The sequence below is a fragment of the Streptomyces yatensis genome (assembly GCF_018069625.1).
Lineage (GTDB): Bacteria > Actinomycetota > Actinomycetes > Streptomycetales > Streptomycetaceae > Streptomyces > Streptomyces yatensis.
Map to the genome: position 1 here is coordinate 9,427,643 of NZ_CP072941.1, position 18,832 is coordinate 9,446,474.

Below are 18,832 nucleotides of genomic sequence, written 5' to 3' on the forward strand. Positions count from 1 at the left end.
GAGCAGCCATGAGCAGCAGCAGCCAGAGTGAACAGATCGTCGAAGCCCTGCGCGCCTCGCTGAAGGACAACGCCCGGCTGAAGCACGAGTACGACAAGGCGGTCGCGGCCACCTCCGCTCCCATCGCCATCGTCGGCATGGCCTGCCGGCTGCCGGGCGGGGTGAGCACCCCGGAGGAGCTGTGGGAGCTGGTGTCCACCGGCGGTGACGGCATCTCCGGCTTTCCGGTGAACCGCGGCTGGGACCTCGACAACCTCTTCCATCCCGATCCGGACCACCCCGGCACCAGCTATGCCACGGAAGGGGGATTCCTGCACGACGCCGGCGAATTCGACGCGGGCTTCTTCGGCATCTCGCCCCGCGAGGCCGTGGCGATGGACCCCCAGCAGCGGATCATGCTGGAACTGTCCTGGGAGGTGTTCGAGCGCGCCGGGATCGACCCGACCAGCAAGCGGGGCAAGGACGTCGGTGTCTACTCCGGTATCGCGTTCCACGACTACGGCGCCGGTCTCGCCGAGGTACCCGAAGGGCTGGAGGGCTTCATCCTCACCGGTGGCGCGGGAAGCGTGCTGTCGGGACGGGTCTCCTACGCACTCGGCCTCGAAGGCCCCGCCGTGACGATCGACACGGCGTGTTCGTCGTCGCTGGTGGCGTTGCATCTGGCGGCGCAGGCGCTGCGCGCGGGGGAGTGCTCGATGGCGCTGGCCGGTGGGGTCACCGTGATGGCGGCCTCCGACGCCTTCGTGGGCTTCTCCCGGCAGCGCGGACTGGCCCCCGACGGCCGGTGCAAGGCGTTCGCGGCCTCGGCGGACGGCACCGGGTTCTCCGAGGGCGCCGGTGTGCTTCTGCTGGAGCGCCTGTCCGACGCGGTCAGCGCGGGACACCCGGTGCTGGCGGTGGTGCGCGGCTCGGCGGTCAACCAGGACGGTGCGTCCAACGGCCTCACGGCACCCAACGGCCCCTCGCAGCGTCGCGTCATCCGCCGGGCGCTGAGCAGCGCGCGACTCTCGGCCGCCGAGGTGGACGTGGTGGAGGCACACGGCACGGGTACGGCGCTGGGCGACCCCATCGAGGCGCAGGCCCTGCTGGCCACGTACGGCCGGGACCGTGATCGCCCGCTCTGGCTGGGGTCGGTGAAGTCGAACATCGGCCATACCCAGGCGGCCGCCGGTGCGGCGGGTGTGATCAAGATGGTGATGGCGATGCGGCACGGCCTGCTGCCCCGCACCCTGCACGTGGACGCGCCCACGCCCCAGGTGGACTGGTCGGCCGGCGCCGTGGAGCTCCTGACCAGCGAACAGCCATGGCCGGAGACGGAACGACCGCGCCGGGCCGCCGTATCGGGCTTCGGCATCAGCGGCACCAACGCCCATGTGATCCTCGAAGAGGCCCCGTCCCCCCAGCCCACCGAACCCGACCCCACCACTGGCTCGGCTGCCGAAACCGCCGCCGCCACCGATCCGGCGCCGTCCTCTCCGACATCGCCGTTGTTCGACGTTGGCCACGATGTCCCGGTGCCGCTTCTGGTGTCCGGGCGGGGCGAGTCGGGACTACGCGCCCAGGCGCGGCGCCTGCTGTCGTTCCTGGACGAACGCCCCGCGGTGGCCCTGCCGGACCTCGGCTGGTCGCTGGCCTCCGGGCGCGCGGCGCTGGAGCAGCGCGGCGTGGTGCTGGCCGCCGACCGGGACGGCGCGCTGCGCGGCCTGACCGCCCTGGCACAGAACACCCCCGCACCCGAGGTGATCCGCGGTACCGGCCCGGCCACCGGGCACATCGCCTTCGTCTTCCCCGGCCAGGGCTCCCAGTGGCGGGGCATGGCGGCCGAATTGCTCTTCTCCTCACCGGCGTTCGCCACCCGGTTCGCCGAATGCGACGACGCGCTGGGCCGTCTCCTGGACTGGTCCGTCACCGATGTGATCCGGGGTGCCGACGGAGCGCCCTCCCTGGACCGCATCGAGATTCTGCAACCCGCGCTGTTCGCGGTGCATGTGTCCCTGGCGGCGGCGTGGGCGGCGGCCGGAGTCGAACCGGCGGCGGTGGTCGGCCACAGCCAAGGAGAGATCGCGGCGGCCTATGTGGCCGGGGCGCTGTCCCTGGAGGAGGCGGCCAGGATCGTGGTCCTGCGCAGCGCCCTGTTCGCCGACGAACTGGTGGGCAAGGGCGCGGTGGCCTCCGTGGCGCTGTCGGCCGACGCCGTGGAGAAGCGGCTGGCGGCCTGGGGCGAGCGGCTGGTGATATCCGGACGCAACGGCCCCTCGGCGGTGACCGTCGCGGGCGAGGTGGCCGCGCTGGAGGAATTCGTGGCCGGCTGCAAGGCCGACGGGATCCGGGCGCAGGTGGTGGGCTCGACGGTGGCCTCCCACTGCGCCCAGGTCGACCCGTTGCGGGACCGCATCCTGGCGATGTTCGCCGACATCGCTCCGCGCCGCGGACACATCCCGTTCTACTCGACGGTCACCGGCGGTGTGCTCGACACCGGCGAACTGGACGCCGAGTACTGGTTCCGCAACGCACGCCGGCCGGTGAACTTCGAGGGCGCCGTCCGCGAACTCCTCGCCGACGGATTCGGCTTCTTCGTCGAGTCCAGCGCCCATCCCGTGCTGGTGACAGCCCTACAGCAGATGTTCGAGGACGCCGGGGCCGACGCGGTGGCCGTGGGCTCACTGCGACGCGACGAAGGGGGTGCGCGGCGGTTCCTGGCCTCCCTCGCCGAGGGCCATGTGGGCGGGCTCCCGGTGGACTGGTCGACGGTGTTCGCCGGGGCGGAGCCGCGCCGGATCGAGCTGCCCACGTACGCCTTCCAGCACCAGCACTACTGGCTGGAATCGACCGAGAGCTTCGGCGACGCGGCCGGGCTCGGCCTCGAACCGGCCCAGCACCCCCTGCTGGGCGCGGTCACCGAATTCCCCGAGTCCGGCGGTGTGCTGTTCACCTCCCGGCTGTCGCTGCGCACGCATCCGTGGCTGGCCGACCACGCGGCGGCGGGCACGGTGCTGCTGCCCGGGGCGGCGTTCGTGGAGCTGGCGGTGCGCGCCGGTGACGAGGTCGGCTGTGGTGTGGTGGAAGAGCTGGTCATCGAGGCACCGCTCACCCTGTCCGAGGGCGACAGCGCCCGCCTCCAGGTGTTCGTGGGCGAGGCGGGCGACGCCGGGCGGCGCCCGCTCTCCGTGCGCTCCCGCGCGGAGGGAAGCACACCGGGGGCGGCCTGGACGCGACATGCCACCGGTGTCCTGGCCCCGGCCGCCACTACCACCCCACCGGACACCGGCCTCACCCAGTGGCCACCGGCCGGGGCGGTGCCAGTGGACCCGGAGCGGGTGTCGGAGGCGTACGAGGACATGGCGGCCGCTGGATACGGCTACGGACCGGCCTTCCGGGGCCTGCGCGCGGTGTGGACCCGGGGCGAGGAGGTGTTCGCCGAGGTCGCACTGGCCGAGGACCAGGGGCTCTCGGCGGACGGCTTCGGCCTGCACCCGGTGCTGCTCGACTCCGCCATGCACGCCATCGCCTTCCGTGACCTGGGTGCCGAGCAGGCCACGCTGGCGCTGCCCTTCGCCTACCGGGACGTCGCCCTGCACGCCGCCGGAGCGTCCGCCCTGCGCGTCCACATCACGCCGAACGGCCCCGAGGAGGTGGCGCTTCAGCTGGCGGACACCGGCGGCGCGGCCGTCGCCGCCGTCGGATCGGTGGTCTCCCGGCCGGTGGCCACCGAACTGCTGGACACCGGAGCCTCCCCGGCCCGGGAGCGGATGTTCCGTGTCGGCTGGGACGAGCTTCCGGCGCCCGCCACCACAGCGGACACACCGCACCCCGTACCGGTGGCGACCGCCGAGGACATCCGGGAACTGGCCGAGACCGCCGACCTGGGCGTGCCCGAAGTGCTGCTCCTGGACCTGACGCGCGAGACGTCGCTCCCGGACCTCGCCCCCGAGACGTTGCTCCCGGACCTGGCCGGCGAGGACCAGGAGCCGAGCGCGAGCGGCGTACGGGAGGCCACCGGCCGGGTGCTGGAACTGCTGCAGACCTGGCTGGCCGCATCCGAACTGGAGGACACCCGGCTGCTCGTGCTCACCCACGGCGCGGTGGCCGTGCACCACGACCGGGAGCTGACCGACCCCACCGCCGCCGCCGTATGCGGTCTGCTGAGGTCCGCCCAGGCCGAGAACCCCGGGCGGATCACCCTGGTCGACACCGACCGGGCGCAGCCGTCCCTGGCCCTGCTGTCCAGCGTGTTCACCGAGGAAGAGCCGCAACTGGCCCTGCGCGACGGCATCCGCTACGCCCGACGGCTGACCCGCGCGGACACCACCGGCGCGCCGGCCGTACCCGCGGGCGCGGCGGCCTGGCGGCTGGAGCCCGGCACCGACGGCACCCTCGAAGGTCTGGCCCTGCGCCCCGCGCCCGCCGCGCTGGAGCCACTGGCCGCAGGTCAGGTCCGGATCGAGGTCCGGGCGGCGGGGCTGAACTTCCTGGACGTGCTGGTCGCCCTCGACATGAACAGGGTCGACGCCACCATCGGCAACGAGGGCTCCGGAGTGGTCACCGAGATCGGTCCCGGAGTGGACGGGATCGGCGTCGGCGACCGGGTGATGGGGCTGTTCCCCGACGCCGTCGGCCCGCTGGCCGTGGCCGACCACCGCACCGTGGCCAGGATCCCGCACGGCTGGTCCTTCCAGCAGGCCGCCACCGTGCCGATGGCGTTCCTCACCGCCTACTACGGGCTGCGCGACCTCGCGGGGCTCCGATCCGGTGAGTCCGTACTGATCCACGCCGCCGCCGGCGGGGTCGGCATGGCCGCCGTACAGCTCGCCCGGCACTGGGGCGCCGAGGTGTTCGCCACCGCCGCCACCGCCAAATGGGACGCCGTACGCGCCACCGGAATCGGCGAACACCGGCTCGCCAACTCGCGCACGGTGGACTTCGCCCCGCGCTTCCTGGACGCCACCCAGGGCCGGGGCGTCGATGTGGTGCTGGACAGCCTGGCCGGGGAGTTCGTGGACGCCTCGCTGCGGCTGCTGCCCCGAGGAGGCCGGTTCCTGGAGATGGGCAAAGCCGATCTGCGGAGCCCCGAGGAGGTGGCAGCCACCCATCCCGGCGTCTCCTACCAGGCGTTCTCCCTCTACGAGGCGGGCAACGACCGGATCGGGGAGATGCTCCGCGAACTGACCGAGCTGTTCGACCGGGGAGCGCTGCACCCGCTGCCGCTGAACACCTGGGACGTACGAAACGCCCCCGCCGCCTTCCGGTACATGAGCCAGGGACGGCATATCGGCAAGAACGTGTTCACCCTGCCCCGCCCCCTCGACGCCACCGGCACCGTCCTGGTCACCGGCGGCACCGGCTCCCTGGGCCGCCTGGTGGCCCGGCGCATGGTCACCGAACACGGGATGCGCAACGTCGTCCTGGCCGGACGCCGCGGCAGGGCCGCCGCGGGAATGCCGGAGCTGGAGGACGAGCTCAGCGCGCTGGGAGCCACCGTGCGCACGGCGGCCTGCGACCTCGCCGACCGGAAGGCGGTGGCCGCACTGCTCGGCTCGATCCCCCAGGACGCCCCGCTGACCGCCGTGGTGCACACCGCCGGCCTGCTGGACGACGGAGTGATCACCACCCTGACGCCGGAACGGCTGGACGCCGTGTTCCGTCCCAAGGTGGACGCAGTGCTCAACCTGCACGAGCTGACCCGCGGCCTCGACCTCGCCGCGTTCCTCCTCTTCTCCTCCGGTGCGGGCACCTTCGACTCCCCGGGCCAGGGCAACTACTCCGCAGCCAACGCCTTCCTCGACGCACTGACCCGCTACCGCCTCGCCAGGGGGCTGCCCGCCACCTCGCTCGCCTGGGGCCTGTGGGAACAGGTCACCGACATGAGCGCACACCTGGACGACTCCGACCAGCGGCGCATGGCCAAGGGCGGCATGCTCGGCCTCTCCGTACCCGAGGGCATGGAACTCTTCGACACCGCGCTGCGCGGACCCGACACCGTGCTGGTCCCCGCCCACATGGACTTCGCCGCACTGCGCGCCCTGGCCGGATCCGGCTCGCTGCCCGCACTGCTGCGCGCCCTCGTCCGAGCCCCCCGCCGGGCCGTCGACAACGCGGCTGCGGACACGGACGACCTGGTGAGCAGGCTGGCCAGGGCGACCGCCGGCCAGCAGGAGAAGATCCTGCTCGACCTGGTCCAGCAGGAGGCCGCCGCCGTCCTCGGCCACGCCTCGGCCGACCTCATCGAACCGAACCAGCCCTTCAAGGAGATCGGCTTCGACTCGCTCACCGCCGTGGAGCTGCGCAACCGGCTCTCCCGCCGCGCCGGGGTGCGGCTGCCGGCCACCCTCATCTTCGACCATCCCGCCCCCGCGCCACTGGCCCGCTATCTGCTGGCCGAACTGGGCCAGGAGGTCGACACCTCCGAGATGCTGATGGCCGAGCTCGACACCGTGGCCGCGACCCTGGCCGAGGTGACCCCCGACGCCACGACCCACGCCACGGTGCTGGCCCGCCTCCAGCTACTGGTCGAGCAGTGGGAAACCGCCGAAGGCGCCACACCCGCCGACGAGGACGAGGAGTTCGACGTGGACACCGCGACCGACGAAGCCATGTTCGAGCTCATCGACCGGGAGTTCGGCACATCGTGACCGCCCGGCCCCGCGTGACCGCACACCGCACACCGCCGACCCTCCAGCACACGCCACCGTTTCCTTCAGGAGTGACCACTGATGGCAGATGACGGGAAGCTGCGCGAATACCTCAAGCGTGTGCTGGCGGACGCCCGCCGCTCCCAGAAGCGGGTCCGCGAGCTGGAGGCCGAGAAAACGGAGCCGATCGCGATCGTCGCGATGGCCTGCCGGCTTCCGGGCGGAGTGTCCTCCCCGGAGCAACTGTGGGACCTGGTGCTGCACGGGCGGGACGGAATCACCGGCTTCCCGGAGAACCGCGGCTGGGATCTGGCGCACCTGTTCCATCCGGACCCCGACCACCGGGGCACCAGCTACGTACGCGAGGGCGGATTTCTGCACGACGCCGGGGAGTTCGACGCGGGCTTCTTCGGGATCTCCCCGCGCGAGGCGGTCACGATGGATCCGCAGCAGCGCATCATGCTCGAGCTCTCCTGGGAGGCGTTCGAACGGGCCGGAATCGACCCGACCGCGTGGCGCGGCAAGGACGTCGGTGTCTTCTCCGGGTTCGCGGGCAGCGACTACGGCGCCGGGCTGCCGGAGCTGCCCGAGGCCCTGGAGAGCTATCTGATGACCTCCGACGCCGGAAGTGTGCTGTCCGGCCGGATCTCCTACACCTTCGGGTTCGAGGGCCCCGCCGTCACGGTCGACACCGCGTGCTCCGCGTCCCTGGTCGCCCTCCACCTGGCGGCGCGGGCCCTGCGGGCGGGAGACTGCTCGATGGCGCTGGCCGGTGGCGTCACCGTCCTGGGCACCCCCCGGGCGTTCATCGGCTTCTCACGCCAGCGCGGACTCGCCGCCGACGCACGCTGCAAGGCATTCGCCGCGGCCGCGGACGGCACCGGCTTCTCCGAGGGCGCCGGAGTGCTGCTGCTGGAGCGGCTGTCGGACGCGGAGCGGAACGGTCATCAGGTGCTGGCGGTGGTGCGGGGCAGTGCGGTGAACCAGGACGGTGCGTCGAACGGCCTGACGGCGCCCAATGGCCCCTCGCAGCAGCGTGTCATCCGGCAGGCACTGGCCCATGCGCGCCTCACCGCCTCCGAGGTGGACGCGGTGGAGGCCCATGGGACGGGTACGGCGCTGGGCGACCCGATCGAGGCGCAGGCCCTGCTGGCCACATACGGCCAGGGGCGACCGGAGGACCGTCCGCTGTGGCTCGGCTCGCTCAAGTCCAACATCGGCCATACCCAGGGGGCTGCGGGTGTGGCTGGTGTGATCAAGATGGTGTTGGCGCTGCGGCATGGGGTGTTGCCGAGGACGTTGCATGTGGATGAGCCGACCCCGCAGGTGGATTGGGCGGCGGGTGCGGTGGAACTGCTGACCGAGGAGCGGGCGTGGCCGGAGGTGGGGCGTCCGCGTCGGGCCGGGGTGTCGGGGTTCGGGGTGAGTGGGACAAACGCCCACGTGATTCTGGAGCAGGCTCCGGACGTGCCTGACCTTGCCCCTTCCGCACCACCGCAGTTGCCGGGTGGTCTGGCGCTTCTTCCGGTGTCCGGGCGAGGCGAGGGCGCGCTGCGTGCTCAGGCGCAGAGGTTGCTGTCCCTCCTGGTTCAGCGACCGAACCAGGATCTCGGCGAGGTCGCCCTCGCCTTGGGTTGTGGGCGGGCGGGGTTGTCGGATCGTGCGGTGGTGGTGGCGGGGGATCGGGAGGAGGCGTTGGCGGGGCTGGCGGCGGTGGTGCGGGGTGAGTCGGTGGCCGGTGTGGTGTCGGGTTCGGTGGTGCGTGGTCGGTTGGGGGTGTTGTTCGCTGGTCAGGGGTGTCAGCGGGTGGGGATGGGGCGTGGGTTGTATGAGGCGTTCCCCGTCTTCCGGGAGGCTTTTGATGTGGTGTGTGAGGCGTTGGACCGGGAGTTGGGTGCGGGTGGTGTGTCGGGTTCGGTGCGGGAGGTGGTGTTCGGGGATGGGGAGCTGTTGGAGCGGACGGTGTTTGCTCAGGCGGGGTTGTTTGCGGTGGAGGTGGGGTTGTTCCGGTTGGTGGAGTCGTGGGGTGTGGTGGTGGATGTGGTGGGTGGGCATTCGGTGGGTGAGGTGGCGGCGGCGTATGTGGCGGGTGTGGTGTCGTTGGCGGATGCGGCGGTGTTGGTGGCGGCGCGGGGTCGGTTGATGGAGGCGCTGCCGGAGGGCGGTGCGATGGTGGCGGTGGGCGCGAGTGAGGAGGAGGTGCGGCCGCTGCTGGTGGCGGGGGTGGATATCGCTGCGGTGAACGGGCCTGCGGCGGTGGTGCTCTCGGGGGATGAGGAGCCGGTGCTACGGGTGGCGGAAGAGCTATCGGCGCGGGGGTGTCGGACGAGGCGGCTGGCGGTTTCGCATGCGTTTCATTCCGCGAGGATGGAGCCGATGCTGGAGGAGTTCCGGCGGGTGGTGGAGGGCCTGTCGTTCTCGGCGCCGGTGATCCCCCTGGTGTCGAACGTGACGGGGGCGTTGGCGGACCCGGAAGTGGTGTGTTCGCCGGAGTACTGGGTGGAGCATGTGCGTTCGGCGGTGCGGTTCGCGGACGGTGTGCGGGCGCTGGCCGAGTATGGGGTGAGTACGTATCTGGAACTTGGTCCCGATGGCACGCTGTCCGCGATGGGCCGCGAGTGCGTGGACGACGCGCACGCCGCCTTCGTACCGGCTCTCCGTCGGGAGGGCGACGAGACCCGTGCCCTGATCACGGCTCTGGCCACCTGCCATACGCGGGGTGTGTACGCGGACTGGGCGACCGTGCTGGGCGGAACGCCCACCGGTTCGGTCGACCTGCCGACGTATGCGTTCCAGCGGGAGCATTACTGGTTGGTGGGGGAGCGGCAGGGTGTGGGCGATGTGACGTCCGCGGGGTTGGTGGGTGTTGGGCATCCGTTGTTGGGAGCGGTGACGGAGGTGCCGGGTTCGGGTGAGGTGTTGTTCACGTCGCGGTTGTCGTTGGGGTCGCATGGGTGGCTGGCTGATCATGTGGCTGCGGGTGCGGTGTTGTTGCCGGGTGCGGCGTTTGTGGAGTTGGTGGTGCGGTCCGGGGATGAGGTCGGGTGTGGTGGGGTGGAGGAGTTGGTGATGGAGGCTCCGCTGGTGTTGGCGGAGGGTGGGGCGGTGCAGGTGCGGGTGAGTGTGGGTGAGGCCGATGAGGGTGGTCGGCGTGGGGTGCGGGTGTATTCACGGGCGGAGGACGCTGGCGTAGGTGCTGCGTGGGTGCGGCATGCCACCGGGACGTTGCGTCCTGCGGAGGGGATCTCCGTCCCCGACGCGGGGCTGTCGGTGTGGCCTCCGGTGGGTGCGGTGGCGGTGGATCCGGCTGAGGTGGAGGGCTTGTACGACGGTCTGGAACGGGTGGGCTATCGGTATGGGCCGGTGTTTCAGGGGGTGCGGGCGGCGTGGCGGTCGGAGGGTGCGGTGTATGCGGAGGTGGCGCTGCCGGAGGAGCATCGGGTCCGGGCGGCGGGGTTCGGACTGCATCCGGCACTCCTCGACGCGGCCATGCACGCGGCCGCGTTCCAGCCCCGTGCGGAACGCGCCGACCAGCGGACAGCCCTCCCCTTCGTCTGGCGCGATGTGGCGCTGTACGCCACCGGTGCCACGGCCTTGCGGGTCCGGGTGGTCCTCACCGGAGAGGACACCCTGACCCTGGACCTGGCCGATGAGTCCGGTACCCCGGTGGCTTCGGTGGGCTCGATGGTGTCCCGCCCGGTCGAGCCGAAGCAGTTCAAGGCCGCCTCGACACACGACCGTCTGCTCCGTCCGATATGGGAGGAGACGGCGTTGACGCCCGGCGGCTCCCCACTGAGCACGGTGCGGGTGGCCACGGCCGACGACGTACGCGCCCTGGCCGAGCGAGGTGGCCGGTTCGACGCCGTGACCGTCGAAGTGACCGACACCGGAAGCGTGCGTGAGCTGACCGGCCGCGTACTGGAGGTCGTCCAGGCGTGGTCGACCGAACCCGCGCTGGACGGCATACGGATGGTCGTGCTGACCACGGGTGCGGTCGCCGTCGACCCGGATGATCGGGTCGACCCCGCCATCGCCGCCGTATGGGGGCTGATCGGCACCGCGCAGTCGGAGAACGCCGGGCGCATCCTGCTGGTGGACGTCGACGACGAGCCGTCGTCGTACGCGACGCTGAGCACCCTCGTCCCCGCCCTGTTCGCCGCCGATGAGACCCAGGCCGCGGTCCGTTCGGGTGCGTGTTTCCTGCGGCGGCTGACCCGTGTCGTGGCGGTGCCCGAGCCCGTACCGGGTGTTGTGGGCCCGGATGGGACGGTGTTGGTGACGGGTGGCACGGGCGCGCTGGGTGCGGTGGTGGCGCGGCATCTGGTGGCGGTGCATGGGGTGCGGAGTCTGGTGTTGGCGAGTCGGAGTGGGCCTGGGGCCGCTGGTGCCGTCGAGCTGGAGGCGGAGCTGGTGAAGGCGGGTACGCGGGTACGCATCGTGGCGTGTGATGTGGCGGATCGGGATGCGGTGGCTGGGATGCTTGATGTGATTCCGGAGGATGCCCCGTTGTCGGCGGTGGTGCATACGGCCGGTGTTCTGGACGACGGTGTGCTGACGGCGTTGACGCCGGAGCGTATGGACGCGGTGTTGCGGCCGAAGGTGGACGGGGCGTTCCATCTGCATGAGCTGACCCGGGACCTGGATCTGGACCTGTCGGCCTTCGTCCTGTTCTCCTCCGCCGCCGGCACCTTCGGCAGTTCGGGGCAGGGCAACTACGCCGCCGCCAACGCCTATCTCGACGCGCTGGCACAGCACCGGGTCACCCAAGGGCTCCCCGCGATCTCCCTCGGCTGGGGTATGTGGGCCCAGGACGAGGGCATGACCGCCCAGCTCGGGGACACCGATCACCGTCGGCTGGCACGCGACGGACTCGCCGCGTTATCCCAGGCCGAGGGCATGGAACTGTTCGACACCGCGCTGCGTGGAGCCGAACCCATGGTCCTCCCGATCAAGCTGGACCTCGGTGTGCTACGGGCCCAGGCCGCCACCGGGGCGGTGCCGCCGCTGCTACGTGGGCTGGTCCCCCAGCCCCGGCGGACCCGGCAGAAGGCCCGGTCGGCGCATGCGCACGACGCCGACGCGCTCACCGTACGACTGGCCGGGGCGGGCGCCACGGACCGGCAGGCGATCCTTCTCGACCTGGTGCGGCAGGAGGCGGCGTATGTGCTCGGCTACGCCTCGGTCGGTCGTATCGGCCTCGATGTCGCCTTCACGGACGTCGGCTTCGACTCGCTCACGGTGATAGAGCTACGGGACCGGCTCCTCGCCCGCACCGGGCTGCGACTCCCCGCCACGTTCGCCTTCGACTTCCCCACCCCCCTGACCCTGGCGGACCACCTGACCGCCCGTCTGGGCGCCGATACCACCCAGGACCCGGTGCTGGCCGAAGTGGCGAGGCTCGAAGAACTGGTGGCCGCCCGGCCACCGGAAGGCGCCAAGGACACCGGCGCCGCCGCCCGGCTCCGGGCCCTGGCGGCCAAGCTCAGCACCGATGCCCCCGGGCCTGCCGGAGGCACCGACATCGAAGCGACGCTCGAAGCGGCGTCGGTGGACGACGTACTGGCCTTCATCGACGACGAGTTCGGAATCGTGGACCCGTCGGATTCCGACCGCGCCTACGAGTGAAGGGGAAGGTGACCTCCGGTGGACAACGACGAGAAGTTGGTCCGGTACCTCAAGCGGGTGACCGCCGACCTGCACCAGGCGCGGCAGCGACTCACCGAGATCGAGGCCGGCCTGTCGGAGCCGATCGCGATTGTCGGGATGGCGTGCCGGTTGCCGGGCGGGGTGACCACGCCGGAGGAGCTGTGGGACCTGGTGGCCTCTGGTGGTGACGCGGTCGGTGGGTTTCCGGAGGACCGTGGGTGGGATCTGGAGAACCTCTTCGACCCGGATCCGGATCACGCGGGCACCAGCTATGTCCGCGAGGGTGGCTTTCTGCGTGATGCGGGGGAGTTCGACGCGGGTTTCTTCGGGATCTCGCCGCGTGAGGCGCTGGCGATGGATCCGCAGCAGAGGTTGCTGCTGGAGACGTCGTGGGAGGCGTTGGAGCGCGCCGGAATCGACCCGACGGGCCTGCGCGGTAAGGATGTCGGCGTCTACTTCGGCACCCTCAACCAGGACTACGCCACGGACGTGGACACGGTCCCCGAAGGCGTCGAGGGCTACCTCATGACGGGCAGTTCGGCGAGCGTGCTCACCGGCCGGGTCGCCTATGAGCTGGGGTTCGAGGGACCGGCCATGACCATCGACACGGCATGCTCCTCCTCACTGGTGGGCCTGCATCTGGCCGCGCAGGCGCTGCGGTCGGGGGAGTGCTCGATGGCGCTGGCCGGAGGAGCCACCGTCATGTCCACCCCCAGCGCCTTCGTCGGCTTCTCGCGGCAGCGCGGCATGGCCGAAGACGGCCGCTGCAAGTCGTTCGCGGCGTCGGCGGACGGTACGGGGTGGGCCGAGGGTGTGGGTGTGCTGGTGGTGGAGCGGTTGTCGGATGCGGAGCGGCGTGGGCATCGGGTGTTGGCGGTGGTGCGGGGTAGTGCGGTGAATCAGGATGGTGCGTCGAATGGCCTGACGGCGCCGAATGGTCCGTCGCAGCAGCGTGTCATCCGCCAGGCGTTGGCCGGGGCGGGACTGGTGGCGGCGGATGTGGATGCGGTCGAGGGGCATGGCACGGGCACCACGCTGGGTGATCCGATCGAGGTTCAGGCATTGATGGCGACCTATGGCCAGGATCGGTCTGAGGGGCGTCCGTTGTGGTTGGGTTCGTTGAAGTCGAATATTGGTCATGCGCAGGCGGCTGCGGGTGTGGCTGGTGTGATCAAGATGGTGTTGGCGTTGCGGCGTGGGGTGTTGCCGAGGACGTTGCATGTGGATGAGCGGTCGGCGCAGGTGGATTGGTCGGCGGGTGCGGTGGAGCTGCTGGCCGAGGAGCGGGCGTGGCCGGAGGTGGGGCGTCCGCGTCGGGTTGGGGTGTCGGGGTTCGGGGTGAGTGGGACGAACGCGCATGTGATTTTGGAGCAGGCTCCGGACCGGCCGGGGGATGGTGTCCCGATGCCGGAGGTGCCGGGTGGTGTGGTGCCGTTGGTGGTGTCGGGGCGCGGTGATGCGGGGTTGCGGGCGCAGGCGCGGCAGTTGCTGGATGTCGTCGAGCGGCGGCCGGACGTGGAGCTGGGTCATCTGGCACGGTCATTGGCCGCGTCGCGGGCGGCGTTGTCGGAGCGCGCGGTCGTGCTGGCGGGGGACCGGAGTGAGGCCGTGGCCGGGTTGGAGGCCGTGGCGGGAGGTGAGGCGGCCGGTGGCGATGTCGTGGGAAGGGCGGACGCTCAGGGCCGGGTGGTGTTTGTTTTCCCTGGTCAGGGGGCGCAGTGGGTGGGTATGGGTGCGGAGTTGCTGGAGTCGTGTGGAGTGTTCGCGGAGGCTTTGGGGGAGTGTGCGGGGGTGTTGGACCCGCTGACCGGGTGGTCGCTGGTGGATGTGGTGCGGGGTGTGGGGGGTGGGGTGTCGTTGGATCGGGTGGATGTGGTGCAGCCGGTGTCGTTTGCGGTGATGGTGGCGTTGGCGCGGGTGTGGCGGTGGTTTGGGGTGGAGCCTGCGGCGGTGGTGGGTCATTCGCAGGGGAGATTGCGGCGGCGTGTGTGGCGGGTGGGTTGTCGTTGGAGGATGCGGCGCGGGTGGTGGTGTTGCGGAGCCGTGCGATCGCGGCGGGGTTGTCGGGTCGTGGGGGGATGGTGTCGCTGGCGGTGGGGGAGGACGAGGCTGGGCGGCTGGTTGAGGGGTGGTCGGGTCGGGTGGAGGTGGCGGCGGTGAATGGGCCGTCGTCGGTGGTGGTGGCCGGTGAGGTGGAGGCTTTGCGGGAGCTGGTGGCGGAGTGCGAGGGCTCGGGGGTGCGAGCGCGGCGGATCGAGGTGGACTACGCCTCGCATACGGCGCAAGTGGAGACGATCGAGGGAGTGCTCGCCCGGTCGTTGTCGCAGGTCCGGCCGGTGTCCTCACGTATTCCGTTCTTCTCGACGGTGGAGGCGGGGTGGCTGGACACGGCGGAATTGGCTGCCGGGTATTGGTATCGGAATCTGCGGAGCACGGTGCGGTTCGCGCCGTCGATTGACCAGTTGCTTGAGGAAGGCTTTGCGGCGTTTGTTGAGGTGAGCGCGCATCCGGTGCTGACGATGAGTATCGAGGCGGCAGCGGAGCAGGCGGACGCCGGGCCGATCGTGGTGACCGGGACGCTCCGCCGGGACGAGGGTGGTATGCGCCGCATGCTCACATCGCTGGGTGAGGCGTATGTGCGGGGTGTCCGCGTCGACTGGACGGCGCTGCTCGGCGATATCCCGGCGCATGCCGCGTTGGAGCTGCCGACCTACGCCTTCCAGCATCAGCACTACTGGCTTGGACGGCGAGGCGAGACGGTGGACGCGGCCGCGCTGGGACTTGCCCGGGCCGACCACCCGCTGTTGGGCGCCGTCACCGAACTGCCGGAGTCGGGGGGCCTGCTGTTCACCTCTCGACTGTCGCTCCGTACGCATCCATGGCTGGCCGACCACGCGGCGGCGGGCACGGTGCTGCTGCCGGGGTCGGCGTTCGTGGAGCTGGCGGTGCGCGCCGGTGACGAGGCCGGCTGTGGTGTCGTGGAAGAGCTGGTCGTCGAAGCACCGCTCGCCCTGCCCGAGCGCGAGGGTGTGCAGGTGCGGGTGAGTGTCGGCGCACCGGATGATTCCGGCCGTCGCCCGGTGGCGGTGCACTCACGTGGCCAGGACGATGCCTCAGACGCACCCTGGACTCGCCACCTCAGCGGCACGCTCTCCCAGGAGATCCCCGATGAGGTGGACGCGGACCTGACGCAGTGGCCTCCCACCGGGGCGGTGGCGGTCCCGGAGGAGCGGGTGCGTGGCATCTATGAGGAGCTGGAGGCCGGCGGTTACGGCTACGGCCCGGCCTTCCGTGGTCTGCGGGCCGCGTGGACGCGGGGCGACGAGATCTATGCCGAGGTCACCCTGCCCGAGGAACTGTCGGCCGACGCCACCGCGTTCGGGCTGCATCCCGCGCTGCTCGACGCGGCCCTGCACGCCACCGCGTTCCGCGACCGTCCCGAGGACCAGGCAGGGCCCACACTGCCGTTCGCCTATCGCGGAGTCTCCCTGCAGGCCTCCGGCGCTTCGGCGCTGCGCGTACGTATCACGCCCAACGGCACGGATGGGGTGGGCCTGCGACTGGCCGATCCGAGCGGGGCGGCGGTCGCGGTGGTCGAATCGTTGGTGTCACGGCCCATGCCGACGACGCTGCCGGATGCCGCCACACGGACGTCGACGGACCAGATGTTCCTCGTGGGGTGGGAGGAGCTGCGGATCGCCGCCGCCGACGCACCACTGAACACCGTCTCTGTGCAGACCCCGTATGACGTACGGCAGTTGGCCTCCCGAGCCGACGCACCGCCAGTGCTGCTGTACGAGATCGGCCCCGGCGAGGCCGTACGTGACGACACCGACGCGGCCCGCGCACGTGAGCTGACCGGCCAGGTGCTGGACGTGCTGCAGACGTGGCTTGCGCAGCCCTCGCTGGAGGACTCTCGCCTGGTGGTGCTGACGCGGGGTGCCGTAGGGGTGCGGGATGCCGATCCGGTCGACCCGGCGGTCGCCGCGGCCTGGGGGCTGGTCGGCACCGCGCAGTCGGAGAACCCCGGGCGGATCCTGCTGCTCGACCTGGACGCCACACCGGCCTCCACGAAGGCCCTGCCCACGCTGCTGCCCGCACTGCTCGCCGGAGACGAACCACAGCTCGCGCTGCGCGGCGGCGTCTGCCATCTGCGGCGCCTGACCCGGGCGACGGCCGACGAGGCACTCGTGGCGCCGGAGGGAGAGCCCGCGTGGCGGCTGGGCACCCGCGGTCCGGGGACGCTGGAGGGCCTGGCACTGCTGCCGTCCCCGGGGGCGCTCGCGCCACTTCCCCCGGGCCATGTCCGGATCGAGACACGTGCCGCGGGACTCAACTTCCGCGATGTGCTGATGGCGCTGGGCATGTACCCCGGCGAGATCAGCATCGGCAACGAGGGCGCCGGTGTGGTCACGGAGGTCGGCCCCGGTGTCACCCGCTTCGCACCGGGTGACCGGGTCATGGGGCTCTTCGAGGGTGCGGGTGGCCCCATCGCCGTGGCCGACTGCCTCACCCTCGTACGTATCCCCCAGGGGTGGTCCTTCGAGCAGGCGGCCGCGGTCCCCTGCGTGTTCCTCACCGCCTACTTCGGGCTGCGGGACCTGGCCCGGCTGGAGCCCGGGGAGTCGGTCCTGGTCCATGCCGCCGCCGGTGGCGTCGGCATGGCCGCGGTGCAGCTGGCCCGGCACTGGGGCGCCGAGGTCTACGGCACGGCCGGGCCGGCCAAATGGGACGCGGCGCGCGCCGCCGGTGTCCCGGAGGGACGGCTGGCCAACTCCCGGACGCTGGAGTTCGAGCAGCGGTTTCTCGCGATGACCGGGGGCCGTGGCGTCGATGTGGTGCTGGACGCCCTCGCCGGCGACTTCGTGGACGCCTCACTCCGACTGCTGCCCAAGGGCGGCCGGTTCATCGAGATGGGCAAGAGCGATATCCGGGACGCCGAAGAGGTGGGCATCCAGCACCCCGGCGTGGCCTATCGGGCGTTCGACCTGGCCGAGGCGGGTGGCGAGCGCATCCAGCAGATGCTGACCGAGCTGGTCGACCTCTTCGAGAAGGGGGTGCTGACCCCGCCGCCGGTGACCGTATGGGACATCCGGCGCGCTCCGGCCGCCTTCCGCTTCATGAGCCAGGCGCAGCACATCGGCAAGAACGTGTTCACCCTGCCGCGCCGACTGGACCCGGACGGCACCGTGCTCATCACGGGTGGCACCGGATCGCTGGGCAAGGTGGCCGCCCGGCGTCTCGTGACCGAGCACGGCGTGCGGAATCTGCTGCTGACCAGCCGGAGCGGACCCCAGGCCAGCGGCGCCACCGAGCTCGAGCGGGAACTGACCTCACTCGGCGCACGGGTACGGATCGCCGCGTGCGATGTGGCAAACCGTGACGCCCTGGCCGAGCTGCTGTCCTCGCTGCCCGGCGACGCGCCGCTGACGGCCGTGGTGCACAGCGCCGGCGCGCTGGACGACGGTGTGATCACCGCATTGACCAGGGAGCGACTGGACACGGTCCTCGCCCCGAAGGTGGACGCCGCACTCCATCTGCATGACCTGACCCGACACCTGGATCTGGCGGCCTTCGTCCTGTTCTCCTCGGCCGCGGGCACGCTGGGCAGCTCGGGGCAGGGCAGCTATGTGGCGGCCAACGCCTTCCTGGACGCGCTGGCACACCGACGCCGCGCCCAGGGCCTCCCGGGCATCTCCCTGGCCTGGGGGCTGTGGGCACAGGGTGCGGGGGTCGGGCTGACCGGCCACCTCACCGACGCCGACCAGCAGCGCATGGTGCGCGGGGGAGTGGCCGGGCTGTCGGAGAGCGAAGGCGGGGAACTGTTCGACACCGCACTGCACATGCCCCAGCCGGTGGTGCTCCCCATGAAACTGGACCCCGGCGCACTGCGGGCCCAGGCCGCCACCGGACCGGTGCCACCGTTGCTCCGTGGCCTCGTCCGGCGGAGTCGGCGCACCGCACGGACCGCCGCCGACCTGGACGCCTTCACCCAGCGCCTGACCAGGGCCACGGCCGAGGAGCAGGAGCAGATCCTGCTCGGCCTGGTCTGCCGGGAAGCCGCTCGGGTCCTGGGCCACGCCTCAGCTCACGCCATCGGGCCGGACCTGGCGTTCAACGAAATCGGCTTCGACTCCCTCACGGCGGTGGAACTGCGCAACCGCCTGGCCAACCACACCGGGATACGCCTCCCGGCCACGCTGGTCTTCGACTATCCGACGCCCACCGCCCTGATGCGCCACCTGCGGATGAGACTCTGCCCGGACGACGCTCCACCCACGCAAAGGGACAACGGCAGCGAGGAGGACCTGCGCCGCGCGCTGGCCGGCACACCGCTGAGCCGCTTCCAGGAGCTGGGCATCCTGGACACCCTCATGACGCTGGTCCGGGATGCGGAAGCGGAGCAGCCGGTGGAAGAGCGACCGGCGGACGGGCAACCGGCGCATGGGCAGTCGGCCGCCACCATCGCCGATATGGATGTCGCCAGTCTGGTGCAACGAGCCATGAACAAGGCCGGGAAGTAATGTCGGTTCGGAATGCGGAGGCTGGGATGACCA

2 protein-coding genes and 1 pseudogene are annotated in these 18,832 nt (G+C 71.4%); all 3 read left to right on the forward strand.

Annotation, left to right across the window (positions count from 1 at the left end):
• Positions 1 to 8 precede the first annotated feature (8 nt).
• The 3 genes and pseudogenes from J8403_RS39440 (at position 9) to J8403_RS39450 (ending at position 18,799) form a co-directional block, all read left to right on the forward strand.
• A complete protein-coding gene (locus tag J8403_RS39440) occupies positions 9 to 6,629 on the forward strand; it encodes a type I polyketide synthase (RefSeq protein WP_211127351.1) in 6,621 nt (2,206 codons plus the stop codon).
• A gap of 78 nt (positions 6,630 to 6,707) precedes the next feature.
• Positions 6,708 to 12,254, forward strand: coding sequence for an SDR family NAD(P)-dependent oxidoreductase (locus J8403_RS39445; protein WP_425519919.1), 5,547 nt, complete (start codon positions 6,708 to 6,710; stop codon positions 12,252 to 12,254).
• A gap of 18 nt (positions 12,255 to 12,272) precedes the next feature.
• A pseudogene (locus J8403_RS39450) lies at positions 12,273 to 18,799 on the forward strand (SDR family NAD(P)-dependent oxidoreductase).
• Positions 18,800 to 18,832: the final 33 nt, after the last annotated feature.